Raw genomic sequence first — 24283 nt, 5'->3', positions numbered from 1 at the left:
GGGGCGTCCGCTCCTCCGCCGAACCGGACACCTCGCCGCACGTCGTGCACTCGATCTCGTGCACAGGTCCGGACGCACCCGGCTCGGTGTCGGTGCCGAGCGTCCAGTCAGCGAGTCTGATCACGGAACGCAAGATCATCACCTCCTCTGGGTCGGCCAACGGCAAGCTCCGGTCGCTGGCTCCTCGATACGAGCCAACTCCCCGACCGCAGACGCCGCCGGACGTCCGGCCGGACTCTTCGCCGGACTTTTCAGCGCGACCGGACTTTTCACGTGCCGCGAAACCGCTACCGTCGATAAGGATCGGATCACCGGAGGTAACGGGTGGAGACGCTGACGCCGTTCGAGCAGGCATGTATCGAGCATGGATGGGCGAGCCCGGCAGCGTTTTTACGGGATTTCCAGGCAACAGCCGAAGTCCTCGGCTTGGCAATAACTGTGACCGACCGTCAGTTCCGGCGATGGCGACAGCCCCGGCCGCCGATGCCAAGGGCGCGTGCATGGAGAGTCCTTCACGCGATGTTCGGGGTGAGCCCGAACCTGCTCGGTTTTCCTGGGCCCCCGCCGGGTGCCACCGTGGTGGATGAACCATTCCCCGCACAGAGAGGTACGCCTGCCGTGGATCGACGTGCGTTCCTTGCTGATTCTCTTGGCGCGGCCACCGCGGTACGTCTGCCTGCATCCGCCCAGTCGCTTACACCGCCCGGGAAGTCCGGCGCCATCGGAACCGCGCACCTCTTGGAGCTGCGCGAGGGCCTGCGCTCTCTCGTCCAACTCGATGACGCGTACGGCGGGGACGAAGTGCGGTCACTCGCAGTCCGGCATCTGCGCCGGGTCCGCCGCATCATCAACACCGGTGAGTATCCGGACACGATCGGCCGTCAACTCCAGCTCCTCGTCGGGGAGTCGGCCGAGCACTGCGGCTGGCTGGCCTACGACGCGGACGACCAGGACAGCGCCCGCCGGTACTGGGGCGAGGCTCTGACGACCGCCACGATGCTGAGGGACCTCAACTTGGAAGTCATGATCTTCTCTTCCATGAGCTTGCAGGCTTGCTACGAGGACCGGCCGCGCGATGGTCTCGACCTTGCCAGAGCCGCGCAGGAGCGCGCCGCCCGACTCGGATCACCGGTACTCCGATCGCTCATCGCCTCCAGAGAAGCACGCGCCCTGTCGCTTCTCGGCGAGGGCAAGTCGGCCACCCGACGACTGTCCGAGGCGATGCGTCTCGTGGATGGGGCAGACACCGGCCCCCCGTCCCCGGAGTGGGCGGCGTTCCACGGACCCGCCGAACTGGACTACGCCCAGGGGTTGCTCTACACAGAACTCGGCCACCACCACGCCGCAGTTCAATTCCTACGCGCCGCGCTCGCCCACCAGGACCGCACTTACGGCCGCAACCGAGCCCTCTACCGGCTCACCTTGGCTCGCAGCCTCGTCAAGGCCGGCGAGGTCGACGAGGGCTCGGCGCACGCTGTGGGGAGCCTGGAACATCTGGAGGAAGTCGAGTCCGGCCGCGTCACGAGGAGGCTGGGTGAGGTGACAGACCTTCTCCGCCACGGCGATGCAGAGACCGCCCGCCGGGCCGTGGACGAGCTGACGGAGTACGCCCACGCGAGGGGAGCGGCATGATGCCGGCCAAGGACCTGAACTACCACCTGTACGAGGGCGGGGCGGCTGCCACTGCACTCGACAGTTTCCTAGCGGCGTACGAGGAGGTGTACGCCGAGCCTCCGTACAACGAGGGCCCAAGCGACGTCGCCGAATTCATCGAGCACTACCAGGTGCACGTCCAGCGGGAGCGCATGCGGCTGATCATCGCCCGCGACGGGGACGAGACCGTCGGCTTCATCTACGGCTACCTGCTTCCTGCTTACACCTCATGGTGGAACAACGTGCTCACCCCCCTCAGTAGAGACTTCACGCGCGAGGACGGGACACGAACCTGGGTCATCATCGAACTCGCCGTACGCAAGCCATGGCGTCGGCACGGCGTCGCCGCCCGTCTCCACGCGGAGCTGCTTCACGGCCTGGACGTGGAGCGCGTGACCCTCACGGTCCGGCCCGAGCCCGAAGCGGAGGCCGCCCAAGCGGCGTACGCGAAGTGGGGATACCGCGAAGTCGGCACCTCCCACCCATGGGAAGAGGCACCGTTCTACACCGCGATGGTGCTCCCCCTCAAAGCTCCTGCTGCCGAGCACACGCCCGCCCAGCGCCAGAAGCATTAGGGGACGCGCGCGGGATTGAGGAACGCGCACTCGTCGCCATAGCAGTGGAGGGCTCTGCCGTGTGACGTCGTGGCCGACTGGAGGGGCCTTGGTCGGTGTCCTATTCGGGTTGGGGTGGGACATGGTCCGGGGGCCGTACCTTGGCCCGGCAACTCGGGCAGGCTGTGCCCCTGCCCGGAGTTTGATCGAGTGGCCGGAACAACGGCATCGTGGTCTCGGCCGAACGCGTACGAGACCGCCCTCGTCGCGCAGAGGAGCAATCTGATGAGTGTCCAATGCCCCGAGTGCCGTGAGTCGGCTGCGGAGTCCCTGGCCGTCGACATCACCCAATACTGGGCCCTGCTCCGGCCGGATACCAGGAGGACGGCTCCGCTTCTGCCCCGTTCCCGGAGCGGACGCCTAGCAGGGCTGCGCGTGTGACAAATGTTCAGGTCACTGGCCGCCTCTTCGAGGATGACTCGACCCCACCAGCATTCAGTAGGGCACATTCAGCTGTGGCCAAAATTGTCCGGAGTAGGGTCATGGACGTGGCCACTCCTCTGCTGTCTGACGTCAACCGGCGCGACCTTCCTACTGCCCCCACGGAGCACGGCGAAGTCTTCACGCGACGCTGGGTGGTCAACCTGATCCTCGACCTCCTCGGGTACACGGCCGACAAGGACCTCTGCGACGTGAAGCTCGTGGAGCCGGCGTGCGGCTCGGGGGCCTTCCTCGTCGCTGTCGCATCTCGGATCAGCGCGTCCTGCCGTAGGCACAATCGACCCCTCGGGGATGCGTTCGCAGCCGTGCGCGCTCTGGATCTGTTGGCACGCAACGTGCAGCAAAGCCGCGCCGTCGTCGAGAGGCAGCTGGTGGGCGAAGGGTGGCCCGCCGCAGAAGCCCGGCAGGTCGCAGCCGCCTGGGTCAAGCAAGGCGACTACCTGCTACAGCCCCAGGTGGACCACCGAGCCGACTACGTGGTTGGCAATCCTCCGTACATCCGCCTTGAAGACGTCCCGGGCGAGCGGATGGCGGCTTACCGCAGCGCGTGCTCCACGATGGGGGGCAGGGCAGACATTTACATCGGCTTCTACGAGGTTGCGCTGCGCAGCCTCAATCCTGACGGGCGGCTCGGCTTCATCTGCGCCGACCGTTGGATGCGGAACCAGTACGGCCGCCGTCTCCGACAGCTGGTGACCAGCCGCTTCAGCATGGACCTCGCCTTGATCATGCACGATGTGGATGCGTTCGAGGATCAGGTTTCGGCCTATCCGGCGATTACTCTCATCTCGAACCGACCCCAAGGCCGAGCGGTGGCAGCAGACACCACACGGGCATTCGGTAGCGCCCAAGCCATCAGCTTCGCCGACTGGTACGCGAAGGACACGGAGTCGATCACGTCTCCAGCCTTCCAGGCCGCCCGCATGCCGCACTGGTTCCCGGACGAGGACTCGTGGCCAGCCGCATCGCCAGCCCGGCTGGCTCTCCTAGAAGAGCTCACCGAACGCTTCCGGCTCCTGGAGGACTCCCAGACCGGGACCCGCGTCGGCATCGGCATCGCCACCGGTGCCGACAAGGTCTTCCTCACTGAAGACGGCTCCTTGGTCGAGAGTGACCGACTGCTGCCTATGGCCATGGTCCGTGACACCACCAGCGGCACGTTGAACTGGAACGGCACCTACCTGGTCAACCCATGGACGGCTGAAGGTGACCTGGTCGACCTCACCGCCTACCCGCAACTTGCGGCGTACTTGGAGAACCACGGGGACGCGCTCCGCAAGCGGTACGTCGCGGTCAAGCAGCCTCAGCGCTGGTACAAGACAATCGACAAGGTCGACGACGGTCTGACTCGGCGTCCCAAGCTGCTTTTTCCGGACATGAAGCTGACGATCCACCCGGTGCTCGATGAGGGCGCGCTGTACCCTCACCACAACCTGTACTTCATCGTCTCGGAAGCCTGGGACATGTGTGTTCTCGGCGGCCTGTTGCTATCGAAAGTAGCCGAGGCTTTCGTGGAGGCGTACGCGGTCAAGATGCGAGGGGGAACGCTCCGCTTCCAGGCGCAATACCTCCGCAAGATCCGCGTGCCTGATCCTCAGGCGATCAGCGAGGGCGATCAGGACGCGCTCCGGAAAGCCTTCGACAAACGCGACGTGCAGGCTGCCACAGAAGCAGCTCTGCGTGTCTACGGGCTCGCCGAACTGCCCGACTAGAGAGGGACGGATCTTGACGGTCACCCGCCAAGACTTCGAGGACGCAATAGCTGCGTACTGGGGCGCCAAGCAACTGCAGAGTGAGCAGTCAGCAATCAAGGCCGCGGTCGGAGCCGGCACAGCCGGGTCAGTCCGTGGCGGCAAGCACTTCGACGTGATCGCAGCCCTCTTGGCGAAGTTCTTCCTGGAAGCTGGCTACCCGGCCGAGAGCATCCGCGTCAACAAATCCCAGGGGCTGGAGCTGCCCGGTTACTACCGGCCGCAGAAGCAATGGGATCTCGTAGTCGTGCACGGAGGCGTACTCGTCGCAGCCTTTGAAATGAAGGCGCTCGGCGGGCCGTCGTACGGCAACAACTACAACAACCGAGTCGAGGAAGCACTTGGCAGCGCCGTGGACCTCCGCCGCGCAGCCCTGGCCGAGCTATACCCGAGGGAGAAGCCCTGGCTCGGCTACTTCTTCATCATGCAGGACGGCGAAGGGTCCCGGAGGCCGGTCAAGACTGCCAAGGGCTCCCTGCCTCCCGAAGAGATCTGGCAGGGCACTTCCTACCAGGACCGGTTCGGGATCTTCTGTGAACGCCTCATGGCGGAGCAGCTCTACGATGCCGCGTGCTACGTCACGTCCTCAGCCGAGAGCCCCAAGCCCATCGAGCTGAGGGAGAGCCTCGATTGGAGGCACTTCTCGGCTGCAATCAATGCGCGCCTCACATATTTGAGGGACCTCGGACTGCCCGGCTAGAGCAATCCACGGCTCTCCGGATCCCGACACACGTAGGCCCTTTCCTCTAGGTTTCCTCCGAAGGAATGGGCCTACGTTTCACTCACCAAGCATGGCCTTGACCAGCTTTACTCGGCCTTCGATGGCCACCTGCAGGGTTCGCGCGGTCGCCGTCGGCAAGGGCTCCTTATAAGTAACGCTGCCGTCCTCTGCCCGCTGAGTGGTGATGAACCATCCGATGTCATAGACGTTCTCGCCCACGAAACGGCTGATCATCTCCTGGTAACGCTGGGTGTACGACATGCCCGTGTAGGCTGGATCGGTCTCGAATAGCGCGTGAGACTGCCTGTTCAGCTTCTCGGTCTCTTCCGTCTCTTCAAGCACGAAGACGTAACCAAGCCACGGTGGTACAGCGCCGAAGGGACTGTTCTTCTTCTGAGCGGCCGACAGGTCAGCGGCGCTGCCCAGCGCTTCCTCGAAGCGGTTGTTGAAGTTCTTCCCCACGCTGCCGACCTGCGACTTGAACTCAAGGGCGGCAACCAGGACTTCCTTGTAAAGCACGACCAGATCCCACTGCTTGCGGACACGGTAGTAGCCCGGCAAGTACGGCTTCCCCGTTCGGATATCGTCCGCAGGGATACCGCAGTCAAGGAAGACTTCCTTCACCGCTTCCTCGAAGCCCTTGATGTGCCCATTACCGCGAGCTTCTCCGCCAGCCTTCCCTCCATCCTCCTGGTTGCCCCTCTGCTCACCTCGCTTAGCCCAGAAGTACTTGACCGCTTGATGAATCGCCTCGGGCTTCACGTCACCCATCCCATCGCTCAGCGCACGTCACAGGCTCGAACCCGCGAACCTCAGTCGGCCCAAGTCTGAGGGGTGGGACTGACAGTCGGTCCTCAGGCGATGTCTGCACACGAATGCTTGGTCGAGCCCGTGGCTGATCCAAGTGGTCGAATCCGGTTCGATCGTGGCATTTTCTGCCACACACCGGCGGTGCCCGGATGCGCCGCGTAACCTCACGGGCATGGGGGCATCCGTTTCCGGCACAGCTCAGGACGCCGATGGGGAAGTGCGGCGGCGGCTGAATGCCTACACATACCTCAGCGCGCCCGAGCGGCTGGAGCACGTCGCGATCATGCGGGTTTTCTGCGGAACGCTGCTGGCGGATCTTGCCGTCCCGGACATCATGGCGAAGCTGCGTCAGAGCAGTGGTCCCGCCGCGGGGCTCGACGCCGACACCCTCACGGTCCGGCTGGAACAGTTGGCGCAGTGGGGAAACCTACTGCGCAGCAGCCATACGGTGAAGGCGTCCAGCATCAGCGAGTACCAGCGTTCCCGCTCGCGCTACCAGCTGTCGAAACTGGGGGAACGCATCCAGCGGGATGCCGACGGGGTCCTGGCCGAGGCCGACGCCGCCCGCGAGGTGAGCAACGAACTACTGGCCCTGGTCGAGCGCGGGCTGCGTGAGCTGGCCGGCCTCGTGACCGCGCCAGGCGGCATCCAGCCGCAGGACGGGCTGGAGCGGATCAGCACGCTCTTCGTGCAGTTCACCGAGTTCGCGGACTCCATACGCGACTTCTACGCCTACCTCGGCCAGGTGCTGTCTCGCTACGACCTGGACAGTGCCGAGTACCAGGGCTTCAAGGAACTACTCCTGGACTACGTCGAGGCGATCACGGAGGACGTGGCGTTCCGCGCGCCCCGGATCTCGGCCGCGCTGGACACCCTGTGGCCACACATCCCGGCTCTGCTCGATCGGCTGGACGCCCACTCCCAGGGGCTCACGGGTCTGTCGGCGCAGGGCGAAGGCCGCCCGGAGGTCCGGGTGCAGCGCAGCCGGGGCCGTGAACTCGCGGACTGGGAGGGCCTGCGCGGCTGGTTCAGCGACACCGACGGTCAGGGCAGCCAGGTCGACCAGTTGCGGGACGCCACACTGCGCGCGTTGCAGTCGCTGTTGGCCAACGCCAAGCGGATGCTGCGGTCGGCCACTGGGGAGATGTCCCGGCGTAAGGACCTGCTGCGGCTGGCCCGCTGGTTCGACGAAGCGGCGCCGCAGGACGCGCACGACATGGCCGTCGCCGCCTTCGGACTGTACGGCGCCCGCCATCTGGGCATACCCCCGGCCACCGACGAGGTGGTGCCCGCCTACACGAGCTGGTGGACCGGACCGGTGGTCGAGGTGCCGGTGGCTCTGCGGGAGAGGGGCAGCCGCACCCAGCGGGGCCGGGCCTCCGCGGTCGAGGACCACTCCGCACAGAAGGAGCGGTTGCGGGAGGCCGCCCGGCAGCGAGCAGCAGCCAGGGCAGCGGCGGCGGACGAACTACGCAGCGCGTCGGGTCGGTTCGCCGACGTACGACTCACCTCGGCAGCGCTCGGGCTGCTCCTGGAACTGCTGGCCACGGCACTCGGGAACGCTCAGCTCAAGAGGCATGCCGGGACGGCAGGGTTCGACCTGGACTCGGCGCGCAGCGAGGACGCCGAACTGGGTATCCAGCTCACCGTGCGCCGTACGGCTGGCACGCGGACGGTGCTGTACTCGGCCGACGGCGACCTGCTGCTGGACGACTTGGAGGTGGACATCGGTCGTATCTCGGCGGCGGCCGACAGTGCGGCGGAGGCGGAGGAGAGCGTGTCATGACCCTTCCCTCGACTCATGACGTGGCCCTGGCCGCCGAACGCCGAACCGCCGCCCGGCTGTTGCTCGCCCACCCTCTGGTCGCATCGGACGGCCCTCACGCCGACCTCTTCCCGCTGATCCGCAGGCATGCCGACTGGCTGGGCAAACGGTTCCAGCAGGTGCTCGGCTACCGCCTGCTGGTCGACAGCTCCTTCGCCCGGCTGTTCAAGGCAGGGCTGGGGGCGGGATCGGGTCACCGGCTGGAGCGCTCCACCGGCACCCCCTTCACCCCGCACACGTACGCCTGTCTCGCACTGGCCCTGTCTGTTCTGGTGACCGCGCCCGAGCAGATGCTGCTTTCGCACCTGGTCGCCGACATCAGGGCCGCTGCCGCCGATGCGGGGATCGAGCTGGAGGAGACGGGCAGGGCAGCCGGGAAGCGGACCCTGATAGCGGCTCTGCGCCGGCTCGTCGAGTGGGGTGTCCTCGTCGAGACCGAGGGCCAGGTGGCCGCGATCGCGCAGGAAGCGGGCGGGGAGGCCCTGATCACGGTGGATCGCGAGCTGGCGCGCGTAGTCGTCGCCGGCCCGCTCGCGCAGGCCCGAGACGGCGCCGATCTGGTCCGGCGGGCGGCGGACCCGGGGTTCAGCGGACCGCGCACCTATGTACGCCGGATGCTCGTCGAGACACCGGTCGTCCACCTCGACGAGCTGACCGCCGCCGAGCGCGACTGGCTGCGCACCCGGCAGCGCCGGGAAGCCCAGGCTTTCTCCGAACTTCTGGGCCTGGAGATGGAGATCCGAGCCGAGGGCGTGGCGCTGGTGGATCCCGAAGAGGAGCTGACAGATCTGCACCTGCCGGGCACCGGGACCGTCGCACAGGCCGCGCTTCTGTTGGTGGAACGGCTCGTGGAACGACTTCGGCCGCAGGACCCGGGGCATCCGGCGACTGGCGGGACGCTCGTCATCGGGGTGGCCGTCCCGGATGGGCTGGTGGACGAGGTGCTCGCCGAACTCATCGCCGAGTACGGGCAGCGCAGCAATTGGCAGCGCGGCTACCTGGAGGACCTTCCCTCCCTGCGAGAAGCCGTGCTGGACCTGCTGGTCCGCATGCGGCTGATGGCCCGCGCCGGGCGGCTGCGCGCCGAGGGAGAAGGCTTGCCGGAGGGGTACGTCGACAAGGCGCCGGAAGGACGCACGGTGACCGACGTCCATGGCGCACGCCCCGGCGGCGAGGGCTGGGTGCTGCTGGCCGCGGCGGCGCGCTACGCCACCCTCGTGACCGTGCGACCGGCTGCCAAGGCTCGCCAAGGAACCGATGTGCAACAGGAGTTGTCGCTATGACCACCGACGCGCGTGGCCTCGTCCCACTACCGAGTTCCGGCCCCGCGACAACCACCGCCCCCGCGACGACCACCGGCACCCGTTTCCGGCTGCACCGGGCGGGCATCCAGAACGTCTGGCAGTACGACGCCCAGGAGTTCTCGTTCGGTGACGGACGGCTGCTGCTGCGCGGAAAGAACGGCGCGGGCAAGTCCAAGGCCCTGGAGATGTTGCTCCCGTATCTCCTGGACGGCGACTCCCGGGCACTGGACGCGACCGGCACCGGCCGCACCACGCTCCCCTGGCTGATGCTGGACGGATTCGAGCAGACCAACCGCCTCGGGTACCTGTGGGTGGAGTTCCGAGGCGCGACCGACGACAGCGGCCACCGTTTCCTGACGGTCGGTGTCGCCATCCGTGCCTCGAAGTCGACGCAGAAGGCGCTGCCGACGTTCTTCATCACCCCCTTGCGGGTGGGTGAAGATCTGCACCTGGTCGAGGACGGAAAGCCACTGCCGGTCGACAGGCTCAGGGAGATCGTCGGATCCGACAACACGACCGACCGTGCGGTCATGCACCGCTCCCGGGTGGCCCGGGACCTGTTCGGCATCACCGACGCGACGCGCTACCGCAACCTCACCCAGCTCCTCCACCGGCTGCGCCGCCCCACCGTCGGGGACCGCATCGAGCACGGGGGCCTGGTCTCCCTTCTCAGCGAGACCCTGCCGGGGCTCGACGAGGACGTGGTCGAGAAGGTGGCACGTAACCTCCACGACCTCGACGCCGTACGGGACGAACTCGGCCGCCTGGAGCGCACAGACGCGGCCTTGCGCACGTTCCTCACCAGTTACCGCGGCTACCTGTCCGGTGTCCTGCGCACCTCCGCGCAGCGAGTCAGCCACGAATTGGGCGTCCTCGTGCAACGGCGCCGGGCGGCCGGAGACGCCGCACAGCGGACGAGTGACCTGAGGGCGCAGGAGGAGGAGTCGGAAGGCCGGCTGGAGACCTTGCGCGAAGAGGAACAGGCCGCCAGGACCGACCTGGCCGCCCTGCACGCCAGTCACGCCTACCGCAGCCTGCGCGAACTGTCGGAGCGCCGCTCCACGGTGGAGGCGCTGCACACCGCCGCCGTAGCCGCTTTCACCACCCTGCGGAACGCACGCGACGCGGAGGAGAACACGGCGGAGCGGCTGGCCGAAGGGGTCGAACACCTCGGCAGCCGACTGGCCGAACTGGGAACCGAGCACCGGGAGTTGCTGACGCAGGCGGAGAAAGCCGGGCTTCCCACCGGTCATCTCGGCGAGGCGGTGGCCCTGTCACGCACCATCCTGTCCCAGGCCGCCGAGACGGAACTGACGACTCCGGACGGGGAGACGCACACCGTACGGCACCGATCGGCGGCCCGTGTGGACACGGCGGCGATGCGGGAAGAACTGCGCTCCTGGCAGAACCAGTTGGAGAACGCCGAGATGGTCGCGAAGAACCGGGCCCGGATGGTCCAGGAGGTGACCCGTCTCATCTCACGGGCGGACGAGGCCCGGGCCGGGGCGGCTCAGGCCGATGCAGAGCGGGAACGGCTAGAGGGCGAGGCGGAGGAGGCCGCAGGCCGTCTCGACATCAGCCGCCAGAAGGTCGCCGAGGAGAGCGGCGCCTATGCGCTCCGTGTCACCGAGTGGGCGGCGCAGGCACGGACGGCGCTGGGCTCCGAATGCCCGCCCCTGAACGCCGTACACGCCGCTGTCGGTCACGAGACCTCCGCCGAGGCGCCGTTCGCGGACCGCACGCTACCGCCCGACATCGACAGCCAGGCGTGGCAAACCGCTCAGGCCACACTCGAACCGTACGGCGAAGAACTCACCAACCGCCGGGACGCATTGGCGCTCGGCGTCGGCCGACTCGACGAAGAACTTGACCGTCTGGTGGAGCAGAAGCGGGACTGGGAGCAACGTACCGACCCTGAGCCGCTGGCCCCGCACCACCGCGTCGCCGCGAGGACGACAGGCAGCGGAGCGCCCTTCTACCGGCTCGTGGACTTCGCGGACGGCCTGGCGCCGGCCGACCGGGCCGGCCTGGAAGGGGCCCTGGAGGCGAGCGGAATCCTGGACGCATGGGTAGGCGCGGACGGCGACCTTCTCGACCCTCGCACCCGGGACACCCTCCTCAAGCCCGGTCCCGCGCTGTCCGACGGACCGACTCTCGCCTCGGCCCTGCGCCCGGCCCCCGAACCGGGTTGCGGAGTCACGTCCGAGCAGGTTGGGCGTCTGCTCGCCACCATTGCATTCACACCCGCACAGGAGACATCCACACACAACGCGGTGTTCTATGACGGCAGTTGGCGTCTGGGCGTGCTCAGTGGCCGTCACGACAAGGGCAACACCGAGTACGTCGGGGCCGCCGTACGCGCCGAGACCCGCCGACGGATCCTCGCCGACCTGGAGGAGCGGATCGCGCACACGGAACAGCGGCTGGCCGACGTCCGCGAGGAACTCGCCGTAGCCGATGCCAAGCGTCGGGCTCTCACGCTCGCGGAACGGGACTTCCCCAGGGCACGGGGTCTCGCGGACGCATGGAGCAGGACCGAATCAGCGGAGAGGGCCCTGCGTGACCTGACCGCCAAGGCGACTCAGGCGGCACGGCTGGCCGAGGCAGCCCGCGCTCTCGCGGTAACGGCACGTACCGAGGCGGATGCCACCGCGACCGCCCACGATCTGCCTGGCAATCCGAACGCCCTGGACCGCGTACGCACCGCACTGGCTACCCTGCTCAGTGGTGTCGGGCATCTACGCAGGGCCGTCGGCAGCACGGGCGAGCGGCTCGGCGCGCACGAGACGGATGCCGAACGGTATGGGCGTGCCGGCGAGGATCGCCTGCTCGCGGAGGAGGGCTACCGGGTCCACCTCACCGGACTGCGCACCGCTGAGCAGGACCTGCGGACCCGCGAGGCGGCCATCGGATCGTCCGAGGAAGAGATCCTCACCCGCGAGAAGGAGGCCAAGCAGCGCATCGCGGACGCTGTCCGTTCCCTGCCTGCGGCGCAACGATCCCGCGATGACCTCCACGACCGGCGTGTGCGAGCGGAAGAGGACGAGAAACGCCTGCGCGGGACTCTGGCAGACCAGGAGACGGCGGTCATCGACACCGGCGGCGCCCTTCGCGGTGCTCTCGGCCGACCGGAGGTGGTGCTCGGCGCGGGTCTCGACCGGTCCTCGCTGCCCGAGTACGTGTCGGACGATCCCAGCGTGGACGTCCGCAGCCGTCTGCGCGCGCTGCGGGCCCTCGCCGAGGCCGTGGAGCAGGCCCTCGGTCGTCCGAAAGGCGAGGTGTCGGACAGCACCCTGCTCAACCGGCACACCGATCTGCGCGACCAGCTGGCCGGCGGATTCGACGCACAACTGGAGGAACGCGACGGGATCAAGGTGTGCCGTCTGGTCGACGACCACGGGTCCCATGACGTCGCGGCCGTCGGCGAGCGGATCGCCGTCCAGGCGGCGGAGGCCCGCGGACGGCTCACCGAGCGCGAGCGCGAGGTGTTCCAGCGGTTCCTGACCGGCGAGCTCGGTGACCACCTCTCGGCACAGGTCATCACCGCGGCGAACCTGGTCGCGGCTCTCAACGACACCCTGCGGACCGTGCGCACCTCTCACGGTCTCGGCGTCGAGCTGCTGTGGAAGTTGGACGAAGACGTGGACGCGGACGTCCGGGCAGCCGTGGACCTGCTGCGCAGCCCGTCGAGCCTCCGGACACGCGACGAGACCGAGCGGCTCCGCGAAGTCCTGCAACGCCGGATCGAGGACGCCCGACGCGCCGATCCTTCAGCCGGTTACGCCGCCCATCTGCGGACCGCGCTGGACTACCGCGACTGGTTCCGCTTCCACACCTTCGTGGTCGAGGACGCAGCTCCGGGCCGCCGTAGGAAATTGACCAGCCGGACCGGTCTCAGCCAGGGCGAACAACGGGTCCTCTCCTACCTCGTGCTCTTCGCCGCAGCCGCCGCCCACTTCACGAGCCTCGCCGAGTCGGCCCCTCACGCGCCACGCCTGATCCTCCTGGACGACGCCTTCGCCAAGGTCGACGAACCCACCCACGGGCGGCTGGGCCGTATCCTCGTCGACCTCGATCTCGACTTCGTCCTCACCAGCGAGCGGCTCATGGGCAACTGGCCCGAGGTGCCGTCCCTGCACATCTACGAGTGCCTCCGCGATCCCCATGTCCGTGGGGTGGCCACCCTGCACTACACCTGGAACGGCCGCCACCGCCGTCTGGTCTCCGTATGAGCGCCCTTCCCTCCGCAACGCGCGACTGGCTGACGGGACCTGGGCTCACGCGGCTCTGGGTGAGCGTACGCAAACGCCTGGAGAGCAACGGCGTACAGACCACTGGCTCCCTCCGGCTCACCGCGATGAACCCCCAGGAACGCAACGACCTGTCACTCCTGCTGGGCAAACCCCTCACGGGTGCCGCCGTGACCGTACGACTCGACGTGCTCGACGCACGACTGCGCGCCTCGGCCGCCGGACTCGGGCTCAGGCAGATCCTGGAGGAGCTCGGCCCGCCCCTCACCGACTGCCGTGCCGCCCGCGCGGACGCGACGGCACAGCGGGAGCAGGTGTGGTCGTCACTCGCTTCGGCACTGGACGCCTCCCCGCTCACCGAACAGGAATGGCCCCGGCAGTGGTACGACCTGCTGCGCCGGTCCGGCGTTCCGCGAGGAGTGACACCCGAAACAGCGGTATGGACACTCCAGCAAGCGGTCCAAGTCCTCACCACTCTCCTCGGACCCAAGCGGGGCGGGACACTCGGCCGAGGAGAACTCGCCGCCATGGCGACCGGCTCCGCGCACGGCCTCGACGACGGCACTTGGCTCGCCCGCCTGGTCCAACGCGGTGTCGCCCTCGCCCACGGCACCGAGTTCCCCGACGACGCTGCCGGTCGACGCGCTCTGTGGCGGCTGGTGTCCGTCACACCGGACGAAGTCTCCAGCACGGTGCTGACCTACGGGCTGCGCCCCGCCGGCGAGGGCTGGCGGGAGCGTGCCCTACGTGAGCGGGCCGAGCATCACGCCGAAGCGCACCTGACGCCGCGCGACCTGCACTCCCTGTGTCTGCCACTCCCCGCCGGAACACTCATCCACATCTGTGAAAACCCACGTGTGGTCGAAGCCGCAGCGGACGCGGCATGCGTCCAGCCCTTGGTGTGCACGTCCGGCAGCGCCGCGACGGTGGTGTTCACGCTTCTCGACGCCCTCGCTGTCACGGGCTGCCGCTTCGCGTACCACGGCGACTTCGACTGGCCGGGGATCGCTCTCGCCAACCGGGTCATCCGCCGCTACGAAGCCCAGCCGTGGCGCATGGGCACTGCAGATTACGAGCACCTGGCCGCTCGCAGCCAGGCTGAGGGCATCCCCCAACTGGCGCTCGACGGCCAGCTGATCAACGCGGACTGGGACCCGGATCTCGCCCCGACCATGACTGCCCTCGGCGTCGCACTCCATGAGGAGGCCACTCTCGACCCTCTGGTGGACGACCTGTCACGTCAGACGTAGGAACGTTGGCGCCATGTCGGACTTTGGCCTCCCGAGACGACCCGAGCCCGCGGCACGCCAACGCCCTGACCAGGAAAGACAGCAACCCACCCGGTGTCGGTCTTGACCGCCCTGATTCGGGACGCAAGGGTCGTGGGTTCAATTCCCGATACCTCAACTGTGAAGTTCGGCGCGGACGCGGTGTCTTCTCTGAGTCGGTCTTGGCAGCCCGGTGAGCACCCCATGCCCGCACGGCAGTGCCACCTTGGTGTCAGCGCGCGGAACCGAGGTAGCGCTGCACAGTTCGTCTGGAGCAACCAAGCACTTGCGCAATGTCGTTGATCCGCCATCCTTCTCGGCCCAGACGGATGGCCGTGAGAGCTCGGTCCGGCAGGGGTGTTGCAGTCTTGGCAAGCCGGAGCATTACCGCGATACGGTCTCGTTCTGCCGGGCCGAGGCCGCCGTACCAACCGTGACGAGCTTCCGGGTCCTCCGCCCGCAGCGCCAGGGCTAGGCACTCCAGGCGGCCCTCGCAGCCGACGCATGTCGCCAAGGGCCCCTCGGCGGGCCCATCTCCGTCCTCGGGGTGGTAGAGACTCACGTCCACACCCCTGCAAGCCGCACGAACTGAGTACCGATGCTGAGACGACCGGATCAGATCGCGAAGCTCCTGCTCGCGGCCGACGAGAAAGTGCAGGCTGTCCATCGAGTGCTCCAGCTCGTGGCCGTGTCCGGTCCACTGTGAATGCCAGGGTGAGCTGGGAACTGCCCGGCGCACCCACTTGATGTCTTCCGGGTCCCGCCCGGTGTGACGGCAAGCGGCAGCGGATCACGGTTTCGGCCCCGAGGCGTACCGGCTTCCCGAGCAGAAGCCCGGAAAGCCAGCGTTGCCGCCCTCGTCCTGGCGGGTGGGTGGGCCTCACCGTTTTGTCCGCGTCGCGGCTCCCGGCGCGCGGCCGGGTCTCTATGCCAATCCGGAGAATCCCGGGGCACTGGCGATTTAAACGACCTCGTCCTGAGGCAGCGTGTCTTCGTCGGTCGACTGACCGTCGAACTCGTCGTCCGATTCCTCGGCTTCTTCGTCGTCACGGTCTGCGTCGAGGTCGTACGGGTCCTCGGAAATAATCCCGTGCCGCTGGACGCTCCGCTGTTGCCAGACGGGCAGCTTAAATAGGACGTCCTGCAGGACGTTTCGCCACGCCTCGCAGTCGGCTCGGTCGGCGCCCAGCGAATCGATAGCACGGGTCCCGTCGTCGGCCCTGACCGCCTCCACGACCTTGACCGCGCCCTCGACCGCCTGGATCGAAGTGGCCAGGTCATGCAATGCATTCCCGAGAATCTCACCTGCGTTCCGGGGAGCCGCTGTGGGTGATGGGCCTTCGCCAGCGGGTGGGAAGGTGCGGCGGAGGTCCGTGTCAGTGACGAGGATGTCGCGGCCGTGGTCGTTCTGAATGACCCATCCTGTCTTGTCCACCTTGCGGGCCCTACGACCCGCCGCAGAGTCGAGGAGCGCCTGCTTCAGCTGGTGCACACCTTGCTGAGTACTGCGCATACGGTCGATGACCTCGCCTGGGTGCCGACGATCGGGTTGATCGTTGTCCTTCGTGCCACGGTCACCCGTGAGCTGGCCATTGATAACAAGGGGATAGGCGCTTCGGGCCGCGAGTTCCCTGGTCGCCACGCCCGGCTCCCCCTTCATGACCTCCTCAAGTGCAGCTTGGGCCAGCTCCTCCGTCCCACGGAAAGTGGCCTCCCAGTCCTTGGCCAGCTCGCCCGGGAACGCCGACTTCAGGTACTTCCGCATCCGTTCCCGCCTACGGGAGTCCTCTTCCGAAACCGAGCGCATGACCAGAGAGGAAGCCACGTCGAGCAGTAGCTTGGTGGTGATGTTCTTGCGGGTGCTCTGTCCCGTGATAGCGACCCGCACAGCGGCATGGATCGGCTGATCACGCTCGGCGAAGAGCCGGACGATCGCCGCCGCCCGGACGGACGGGTCGTCGTTGAATCCGGCGGCCTTCGCCTGGTCGGGGGTGCAAGCACCGCGTAGCCAGTCGGCCTTGGCGGGAGTGATCAGCTTTCGCCGCTCGATCTCGTCCACCACGGCGTCGGCGAGAGCCTCGTTCTCCGCAGCTTCACCCCACGGCTTGGGGGAGTCGACGTGCCGGAGCGCGACCAACGACTTCACAGCGACGCCGAAGTCAGCGGTGGCACCGTCGTGCGGTTCGAAACCAACGAGCAGCAGCGCGGGAAGCCGTTCACAGCGCACTGTGACCGCCACCTCGGGGTCGACCTGTGCAGGGTCGCCCGCAGTCGTGATCGCCTCGTTGAGCTTGCGGATGTGGGAACGCAGCTTCGCCGTGTCCCGAAGGTAGGGAACGTCGGCGGACCTGAGGTCGAGGAGGTCGTGGGCGCACGTCACTCGGCTCGACCCCTCGACCGTGACCGGAACCGTTACCCCGGGTGTGCTGTCCTCGTGCTGAAAGGCCGTCGCGGCCAGCCACACCTCTGTCATCACTCCCTGGTGACGGAGGGACTCGCGCCAGTCGTTGTGATCGAGCACGTACTCCTTGGACTGTTGTGCCGCCCACGCGAGGTGTTCCTGGTTCGCGAGCCTCTGCACGAGTTCCGGGCGACTCCCAGACGCCGCGATCGGCTCGGCCAACGGACGGAAGCGCGTGCTCTCGCCAGTACCGATCAAGTTCGAGGCCGGGTGCCGACGCGACGGACCGATCCGCGGGTTTCGCGGGTCCGGGATGACATAGCGCGCCCATACGTCAGCCCGAATCGCCAGGATCACGCCGCCGGGCACCCGCAGCCGCTCTGGGGACTCTGCCGCCCGGCGGGCAGCAGATGGGTCGACGACAGCCTGCGCGAGGGCCAATGCGGCGGGCTCCCCCACGGTGAAGTGTTCGATGAGCTTGTCGGCAAGCTTCCGCGTTGCGGCTGCCACCGCAGGCAGGGGCAGCGCTTCGACGGGGCGGGGCAGGACGGTCTCGCCCGCGCCGGATGATGGCTCCATCAGGTGTTCTCCGATCTTCGTCCCGGTGTCCGTCCAGGCACGCACCTGGACGCCGTGGTCGTCCAAGGAGATCGGTCACGCTGTTTCCCGTTCTCCCTCTCGGCTCGCCCGGGCAAGACCCGATGTGTCCGAGACGGCATCAGCACGCTCGACCGCACTTCCGAGACGTGCCGGCTTCGACCGCCGGCGTTGCCGCCCACCGCCTACTTGGCGAAGGTGAAAAGCTTGAGTCCGCTGATGTGACTGCCTGAAAAACGCTAGCAGCAGGGGTGACACTCCATCAGATTTTGCTGATTCCTTACTGGTTGGCCGCGCAATTGTGCTAATGAGCTCGTGCACGGTAAACGGTGAGACGTCGAGCTCTTGATCGTTGATCATGGTTGCGTGGTGGGGAACTCGACTCGTGCACGGGTCATCAGCAACCGGCGGATCACGGGCCTGACAGCCGATGTGATCGCTGAACTCGTCGCCGAAGTCGGCCCGTTGCGGCATCAACGCCACCAGACCAGGCTTGCCTCCCGGCAACGGAAGCGGGCCATAGGCGCAAGCGCGAAGCACCGGCTGGTGCTCGTCGACCGGCTGCTGGCCACTCTCGTCCGTCTCCGTCACGGAACCACCCATGACGTGCTGGCCTGCTGGTTCGGCGTGGACCACTCGACCATCACCCGGGCCATCAACGAGGTGCGGCCCCTGCTCGCCGAGCGAGGGTGCACCATCAGCCCCGACGTACGGCTGCGCACTCTGGCCGAAGTCATCGACCATCTCGGCGCGACCGGAAAGACCGGCATCATCGACGGCACCGAGATCCGGGTCCGGCGGCTGGCCCAAGGGCGCAAGGACCGGGACAAGTTCATCTCCGGGAAGAACAGACAGAACGCCGTCAAGTCCGTGGTGGTCACGGACGGCGAAGGACGCCTGCTGTGGTGCAGCCCGACCAAGCCCGGGAGTTGCGCGGACATCACCCACGCACGCCAGTTGGGGCGGTCGGGCTCCTGGCCGGTGGGCCTGCGGTCGAGGCCCTCGCCGATGCCGGCTACCAGGGGCTCGGCGCGCAGACCGGCGGACGTGTGGTGACGCCACCGCACCGCAAGTTCAGGAAGAACGCCCCGGACTGGTACGAGGAGATGCACGAGCGGCAACGCAAGGCACATTCCTCACGCCGTATCCGGTCGAGCACGGCATCGCCCATCTCAAGAACTGGCGGGCACTGGCCCGCCACTTCGGCCGCCGCGAGCACATGAGCGACACCATCCATGCCATCGCCGGCCTGCTGTCCCACCAGCAGGCCGCGGACCTGACCCCGGCACAGCCGAGGTGAGCACGAGGCCCCGCCACAATCCTCGACGTCTCACGGCTTACCGTGCACGAGCTCGTTAGGCGTCGGCGACGAAGTCGGAGATTCCGATATGGCCGCCGGGGGCCAGGACGCGGAATGGTCTTCGCCAGACCGACTCATCGGAGCGATCCGCCAAGCCGTGACCTCAGAGGAGGTCAGCCTGACGGACCCACAGTGGGACGTGCCCGCTGAAGGCACCGCCTGCCTGTCAGTGCTGAGCCATATCGTCGTTTCCCTGGACTCCGACGGTCGAGACAGATTGAGGACGGACACCGCCATGCGGGCTGAAGAAACACACTTCGCCGACCATATCGAGGGTGCTCGATGATTCCCCGTGGACCGGACTGCACGGTGACCACCCTGATCGAACTGCAAGGGGGCAAGCCGCAGTGGGACAAGGCCATGCGGCGGATACGGGAGCTGGGCTGGACGTGCCACGAGCTCAGCCCGAAGGAACGACGCACGGTCCGCCGGGCGTTCGACTCCAACGTCAACTTCAGCGAGTTCTGGTGGGTGGAAGTACCGATCAGGGGCTCCACCTGGCGTGCCGACCGCGAAGCAGCTTGGCAGATAACGGAGTTGAGCCGGTCGGTACAGACTGTGATCTACGGTCGGCTGTTCCGGCGTGACGAGATCGATCGGGTCCTCGAGCCCGAGTGGCAGGTGCACTCGGCAGAACACGAACCCGAAGGCACCGTCACACCGGGCTTCCGTCGGCTTTGGCGAACAGTCACGCGCTGGTGCGCGACGCGCACTGGGCTCCTCGACGTCCGCGTGCGCATCCATGCGAGCAAGGACGCCGCCCGACACCTGGCCCGGCATCTGCGCACGGACGGACCCCGAGCAGACCTCGACGTGCGGCCGCTCGACGGACGGGGGCGCACCGGAACTATCCATCATCGGGAGGACGCCCTCAACAGGGCTCTGGCGCTCTTTTGCGGGCCACTGCTCGCTATGTCCCTCTTCCTGTCAACAGCTCAGCACTTGATACCCGTTGCGGCCGCAGTGTGCTGGTTCCTCGCCGTCGTCTGTGCCGTCCCAGCCTGGTGGACGGCTTTCGCCCTGCCCTTGGCTCACTCTCGGCTCCACTGCCTAGTCATCTGCGTCATCGCAACCCTCGCGATGGCCGTCTACACGCTGGGCGTCCCTGGGCTCTTCGACGGCGTCGACTCCCGGTCCGCCTGGGTGACGGCAGCAATCGGCTTCTACGTGACCGGCTTGATCCTGCTGGGGCGCCGCTGGCGATGGCAGATACTGGCCGCGACGGTGCTTCCCCTCCTCGCCACACTGCTCGTGGCGGCTCTGCCCCTCACCGGCAGGATCCTGCAGGACGGCTACGCGGACGAGCTGTCCCTGTCACCGGAAGAGACGGCGGTCAGCGGGGCGTACCAGCTCGTCGCGGCGGTGAAACTGCTGTGGCCCACCCTCGTGGCGATCCTCTTCATAGCAGCCATTTGGGGCGTCCTGCGCTACTTTCACTTCATACGGCCGCGGAGCGTCTTCGCCGGCACCCTGGCCGCACTCTTCCTCACCCTTGGCTTGCTCACAGCCGCCGAGTGGACCTTCGCGTCACCACAGCACGCGGCCGACAAGCTGAAGCGAGCAGCCTCCCATCACACCAAGGCCCCACCGTATTTCGGCATCTCAGCGGACTGGGTCTGCGTCCGTCCCACAGTCCCGGTCGGCACCCTGAACGAGCAAGGTGGAGCGCTTACACCACGCACCCCCTACCTTTCGTTCGGCGTCGCCGAAGGCAACGTGGTCCTGTGGAACGCCGCAGCCGACCGCCCACTGCGTGTTCCCGCCGGACAGGTGAAGCTGCTTCCTGCCGGGAACCCCGGGCTCTCTTGCGCCACATGATTGGACGACACATCCGGCAGAGAACCGAGCAAATTTACTTGCGCTACGCAGCTCGGAACCAAGGCTCCGAGAGCACTGCACCCCTCGCTGGGAGATTTCTGGGAGATGATCTTCTCTCAGAGACCAACCGGAACCTCCCCGCGCCACTTCAGACCAACCACCTGACCTGCAAATTTACAAGATTCGCAGGTGTCGATCCCACCCGTACCTCATTCGGGACGAAGAGGTCGTGGGTTCAAATCCCGCCACCCCGACAGTTAAAACGCCAGGTCAGGGGCCTGATCCGCAGTGCGGGTCGGGTCCCTGAGGCGTTTGCGGGGGGGCATCTTGGGAGCCAATCCCTCCTCGTGGGGGACCCCGCCCACGTACGCTCTGGGCGTCCGACGCACCGCGCCGGGCGCACGAGGGGGCACTGTGGATCATCTCTTCACCGTCGACGGCCGGACAGCCACGCCGATATCGCGTACCGGGCTCGCCGCGGAGAGCCTGCTGGAGCGGCAGCATCTACAGGAATGGGTGATCGCACACCCCCAGGTGCTCGGGGAGTCGGTGCTCGTGATCACCGCGGAGTACGACCGGTGGGCCGACACCGACGGAGTGCCGGCCCGCGACCGGCTGGACGTCTTGGGGTTGGATGCGACAGGGCGCCTTGTCGTAGTCGAGCTGAAGAGAGGGACGGCCGACAGGGACGTGCACCTCCAGGCGATCACCTACGCCGCGCTGGTGTCCCGCTTCGACCTCGACACTCTCACCCGGGCGCACCGTGGCTTTCTGTCGCGCAGGGGGCAGACCCTCGACATCGGCGCGTGCAGGCAGCGGCTGCTCGACCACGTCGACGGGGAGTGGAGCCCGGAACTGCTCCAGCGGCCCCGGCAGGTGATCATCGCTGCGGACTTCCCCAAGCAGGTGACCCACTCCGTAGTCTGGCTGTCGGAGATGGGCATCGACATCGACCTCGTCCAGGTCGGCCTGTGGCGGGTGGAAGGACACCTCGTCGCCGGGTTCACCAAGGTCTACCCGACCCCGGAGGTCGAGGAGTTCACGCTCACCCCGGCCCGGGTCGAAGGCGAGGCGGCGGCCAAGAAGCTGCAGGAGCGCTCGCGTTCACGCAACGCCGTCCACGTACTCGTCGGTGCGCGCCTACTGCCCGACGGAACCAGACTGCGGATGACGCCTCGCCATGGCGTGACGGAGGCCATACGCGACGACATCCGCTCCTGGGTGACGGCGGACATCAGCCGCGCAACCGCTACCTGGGTCAACAACACCGCCAAGCCACTGGTCTGGGACGCGGACGGATCCTCCTACTCGCCTACCGGGCTGGCCAACCACATCTTCACGAGCGTGACCGGCCGCACCGCGGACGGCATTCAGGGAACGACGTGGTGGGACGTGGACACCACACATGTGCCCGCCGACGTCGACCCTGATGAATGGGCCACGCTGGCCGGCACCGATCTCACGGGGCTGGCCAGGCAACTCAGAGGCACCCACAAGGACTGGACCGGCCTGCACACCCTGCTCGCCGCCGTCCCCGCCGGACAGTGGACCACCTACGGCGACGTGGCGACGGTGATCGGTAGCCATGCCGTTCCGATCGGCAGACATCTGGGCACCTGTGGCCAATGCCCCAACCCGTGGCGGGTTCTTACGGCCGCCGGGAAGGTGAGCCCCGGCTTCCAATGGCCGGACCCCTCTCGCACGGACACTGCCGCAGACATGCTGAAGAGCGAAGGCGTGCGCTTCGACGGGGATGCCGCCGACCCGGACCAACGCCTTCGTGAGGACGCTCTCCGGCAACTTCTCGACGTCCGAGAAGGTCTGTGATGCCGCCATGCGCCCGCCGCACGGTCAGGCCCAGTGGAGGCGGTTGCCCGTCGTGTTGCGGGCGAGGAAGAGGGTCAGGTAGGCCTGGGCCGCCATCGCGGCGATGCGGTGTTCGCGGCCGTAGTAGGTGTTCTCCGCGTTGGGGCCGTAGGTGCGGCCGTCGGTGAAGCGGGACATCAGGGTCAGCTGGGCCTCGTTGTGGAGGCGTTCCCACTTCGCCGCCGACGGGTCGATGCCGGTGTCCTGGCCCGTGAGGGTGACCAGCAGGTCGAAGTTGCCGAAGTAGAAGGGGAAGTGAGTGCCCCAGTCGTTGCCCTCGGGGTAGTAGATCTCCGCCGAGTTCTCGCGGTAGATCGGGCTGGTGCCGCCGCCGGGCAGCGGGAAGGGCTTGTCCACCAGGGCGGCGTACGTCCGGTTGATGTTGTGCAGGGCGGCTCGTGGCGCCGGTCGGTTCGCCAGGCCGAAAACAAAGCCCTGGTACAGGCTCTGGTCGAACGCCACCATGTACAGCGGATGCAGGCGTGCGTGGTTCTGGAGGGTGCCGTCGTCGGCGATGTTCGTGCCCTGGAGCCAGGTGGACAGCCGGATGCCGTTGATCGTCTCGTCGCTGGTGAGGTCCTGCGGGCAGGCCGCCGCGGCCAGCAGGAGTTCGACGTTGCGGCGCGTCCAGCGCGCGGCGTTGGGATGGTTCGGCATCATCACCGCGGCGAGGGAGAGCGCTGCCGCGCTCCAGTTGTCCTCCTCCGCCTTGCTGTCGCCGGGTGTGACGACCGTGCCGTCGCGGCGGGTCATGTAGAGCTGCTCACCGCCGGTGCCGATGAGGTGGACGTTGTTCCCGGTGGTCAGCCGGTCCGCCTCCCAGGCCAGCATGGCGGCCAGGTGATCGCGCTCGGTGGTGTCCAGCTTCTCCCAGAACAGCCAGCCGGCCAGTGCGGTGTAGTACGCCCACAGGGCGGTCTGCCAGCCGTTGCCCCAACGGGTCACGGTGTCGGCGTTGTTCGCCCGGTGCCGGGCGGCGAGCGTACGGATGAGGTTGTGCGTCCGGATGGTGGCGTTGGCGGCGGACAGCGTCCGCGGGTCGTAGGTGCCGGTGGTCAGCGCGGTGGTGGCGGCCACGGCGGCCATCGCGGGCAGCCGGACGGCCCGCTCGTCGGTGCCCTGGAGGTCGATGTAGCCGTCGGGGAGGTAGCGCGTGTACTTCCCCGCGTACCAAGGCCCGATCAGATACCGGGAGCTCCCCGCGAGGACCGCGGTCACCCTCTTGCCGGCGGCGTCGGCACCGGGGTACGACCCCAGGCTCCCCCAGGCGATCGGTACGACGTCGTTCCGGGCGGCGCTCGCGGCGGTGGGCAGACCGAGCGCGGCGGCGGCCCCGAGCGCTCCGGCGGTACCCAGGAACCAGCGGCGGGAGAGCGGGGGAAGGGCGGGCATACGGGCACTCCTGTCGCGGGCCGGATGTCCGAACACGGTCAAGCATGACAGTGGCACCAAACACCGCACAAGGGTCTATACCAATAGGGATCGATGTCAACAGCCGGGTCGGCAGGGCGATTTGGCAGGACCGGCGCACGGACCGTCGGCGTCACTCCGTCGCGTCGTCCACCGCTCGCAGGATCTCCGCCCAGGGGAGTTCGCGTTTCGGA

General features: G+C 67.5%; 15 protein-coding genes. 11 read left to right on the top strand and 4 right to left on the bottom strand.

Going from position 1 to position 24283, the window contains the following annotated elements; all coding sequences use genetic code 11:
• The first annotated feature begins 738 nt into the window (after positions 1-738).
• The 4 genes from GXP76_RS16810 (at position 739) to GXP76_RS16795 (ending at position 5159) form a co-directional block, all read left to right on the top strand.
• Positions 739-1632, top strand: a complete 894-nt coding sequence (locus GXP76_RS16810; RefSeq protein ID WP_242572342.1) for a hypothetical protein — start codon at positions 739-741, stop codon at positions 1630-1632.
• Positions 1629-2228: a GNAT family N-acetyltransferase gene (locus tag GXP76_RS16805; RefSeq protein WP_242572341.1), complete on the top strand. Its 600-nt coding sequence runs from the start codon at positions 1629-1631 to the stop codon at positions 2226-2228. The genes GXP76_RS16810 and GXP76_RS16805 overlap by 4 nt, the downstream gene beginning before the upstream one ends.
• 527 nt (positions 2229-2755) lie before the next feature.
• Complete coding sequence (locus GXP76_RS16800; RefSeq protein ID WP_242572340.1) at positions 2756-4420, top strand: Eco57I restriction-modification methylase domain-containing protein; 1665 nt, start codon at positions 2756-2758, stop codon at positions 4418-4420.
• Between the two features lie 13 nt (positions 4421-4433).
• On the top strand, positions 4434-5159 hold the full coding sequence (locus GXP76_RS16795; protein ID WP_242572339.1) for a PaeR7I family type II restriction endonuclease: 726 nt from the start codon (positions 4434-4436) through the stop codon (positions 5157-5159).
• 78 nt (positions 5160-5237) lie between these two features.
• Here the strand turns inward: GXP76_RS16795 and GXP76_RS16790 are convergent, their stop codons facing one another.
• A complete protein-coding gene (locus GXP76_RS16790; RefSeq protein WP_242572338.1) occupies positions 5238-5942 on the bottom strand; it encodes a PaeR7I family type II restriction endonuclease in 705 nt (234 codons plus the stop codon).
• Between the two features lie 220 nt (positions 5943-6162).
• Here GXP76_RS16790 and GXP76_RS16785 point away from each other — a divergent pair, with 220 nt between their 5' ends.
• The 4 genes from GXP76_RS16785 to GXP76_RS16770 are packed head-to-tail and all read left to right on the top strand — an operon-like array spanning position 6163 to position 14619.
• On the top strand, positions 6163-7776 hold the full coding sequence (locus GXP76_RS16785) for a TIGR02677 family protein (RefSeq protein ID WP_242572337.1): 1614 nt from the start codon (positions 6163-6165) through the stop codon (positions 7774-7776).
• The gene (locus GXP76_RS16780; RefSeq protein WP_242572336.1) at positions 7773-9098 is read left to right on the top strand and encodes a TIGR02678 family protein; all 1326 of its coding nucleotides are present in this window, start codon (positions 7773-7775) and stop codon (positions 9096-9098) included. The genes GXP76_RS16785 and GXP76_RS16780 overlap by 4 nt, the downstream gene beginning before the upstream one ends.
• Positions 9095-13351, top strand: coding sequence for a TIGR02680 family protein (locus GXP76_RS16775; protein ID WP_242572335.1), 4257 nt, complete (start codon positions 9095-9097; stop codon positions 13349-13351). The genes GXP76_RS16780 and GXP76_RS16775 overlap by 4 nt, the downstream gene beginning before the upstream one ends.
• Complete coding sequence (locus tag GXP76_RS16770) at positions 13348-14619, top strand: TIGR02679 family protein (protein WP_242572334.1); 1272 nt, start codon at positions 13348-13350, stop codon at positions 14617-14619. The genes GXP76_RS16775 and GXP76_RS16770 overlap by 4 nt, the downstream gene beginning before the upstream one ends.
• Before the next feature lie 250 nt (positions 14620-14869).
• Here GXP76_RS16770 and GXP76_RS36040 read toward each other — a convergent pair whose 3' ends face one another.
• Both GXP76_RS36040 and GXP76_RS16765 read right to left on the bottom strand, forming a co-directional pair.
• Positions 14870-15304: a WhiB family transcriptional regulator gene (locus GXP76_RS36040; RefSeq protein WP_374361321.1), complete on the bottom strand. Its 435-nt coding sequence runs from the start codon at positions 15302-15304 to the stop codon at positions 14870-14872.
• A gap of 294 nt (positions 15305-15598) precedes the next feature.
• Positions 15599-17683, bottom strand: coding sequence for a hypothetical protein (locus tag GXP76_RS16765; protein ID WP_242572333.1), 2085 nt, complete (start codon positions 17681-17683; stop codon positions 15599-15601).
• 321 nt (positions 17684-18004) lie between these two features.
• On the opposite strand from GXP76_RS16765, the gene GXP76_RS16760 reads away from it, so the two are divergent.
• The 3 genes from GXP76_RS16760 (at position 18005) to GXP76_RS35880 (ending at position 22640) form a co-directional block, all read left to right on the top strand.
• Positions 18005-18691, top strand: coding sequence for a transposase (locus GXP76_RS16760; RefSeq protein WP_242572332.1), 687 nt, complete (start codon positions 18005-18007; stop codon positions 18689-18691).
• Positions 18692-19304: 613 nt separating this feature from the next.
• Positions 19305-20813, top strand: coding sequence for a hypothetical protein (locus GXP76_RS16755; protein WP_242572331.1), 1509 nt, complete (start codon positions 19305-19307; stop codon positions 20811-20813).
• A gap of 414 nt (positions 20814-21227) precedes the next feature.
• Positions 21228-22640: an MGMT family protein gene (locus tag GXP76_RS35880; RefSeq protein WP_242572330.1), complete on the top strand. Its 1413-nt coding sequence runs from the start codon at positions 21228-21230 to the stop codon at positions 22638-22640.
• Between the two features lie 24 nt (positions 22641-22664).
• On the opposite strand, the gene GXP76_RS16745 is transcribed toward GXP76_RS35880, so the two are convergent.
• Entirely contained in the window at positions 22665-24071 is a 1407-nt protein-coding gene (locus GXP76_RS16745; RefSeq protein WP_242572329.1) for a twin-arginine translocation signal domain-containing protein, read from the bottom strand.
• Positions 24072-24283 lie beyond the last annotated feature (212 nt).

Source organism: Streptomyces sp. NP-1717 (assembly GCF_022695985.1).
GTDB lineage: Bacteria > Actinomycetota > Actinomycetes > Streptomycetales > Streptomycetaceae > Streptomyces.
The sequence above is the reverse complement of the archived record's forward strand: the minus strand, read 5'-3'. Positions and strand labels throughout refer to the sequence as shown.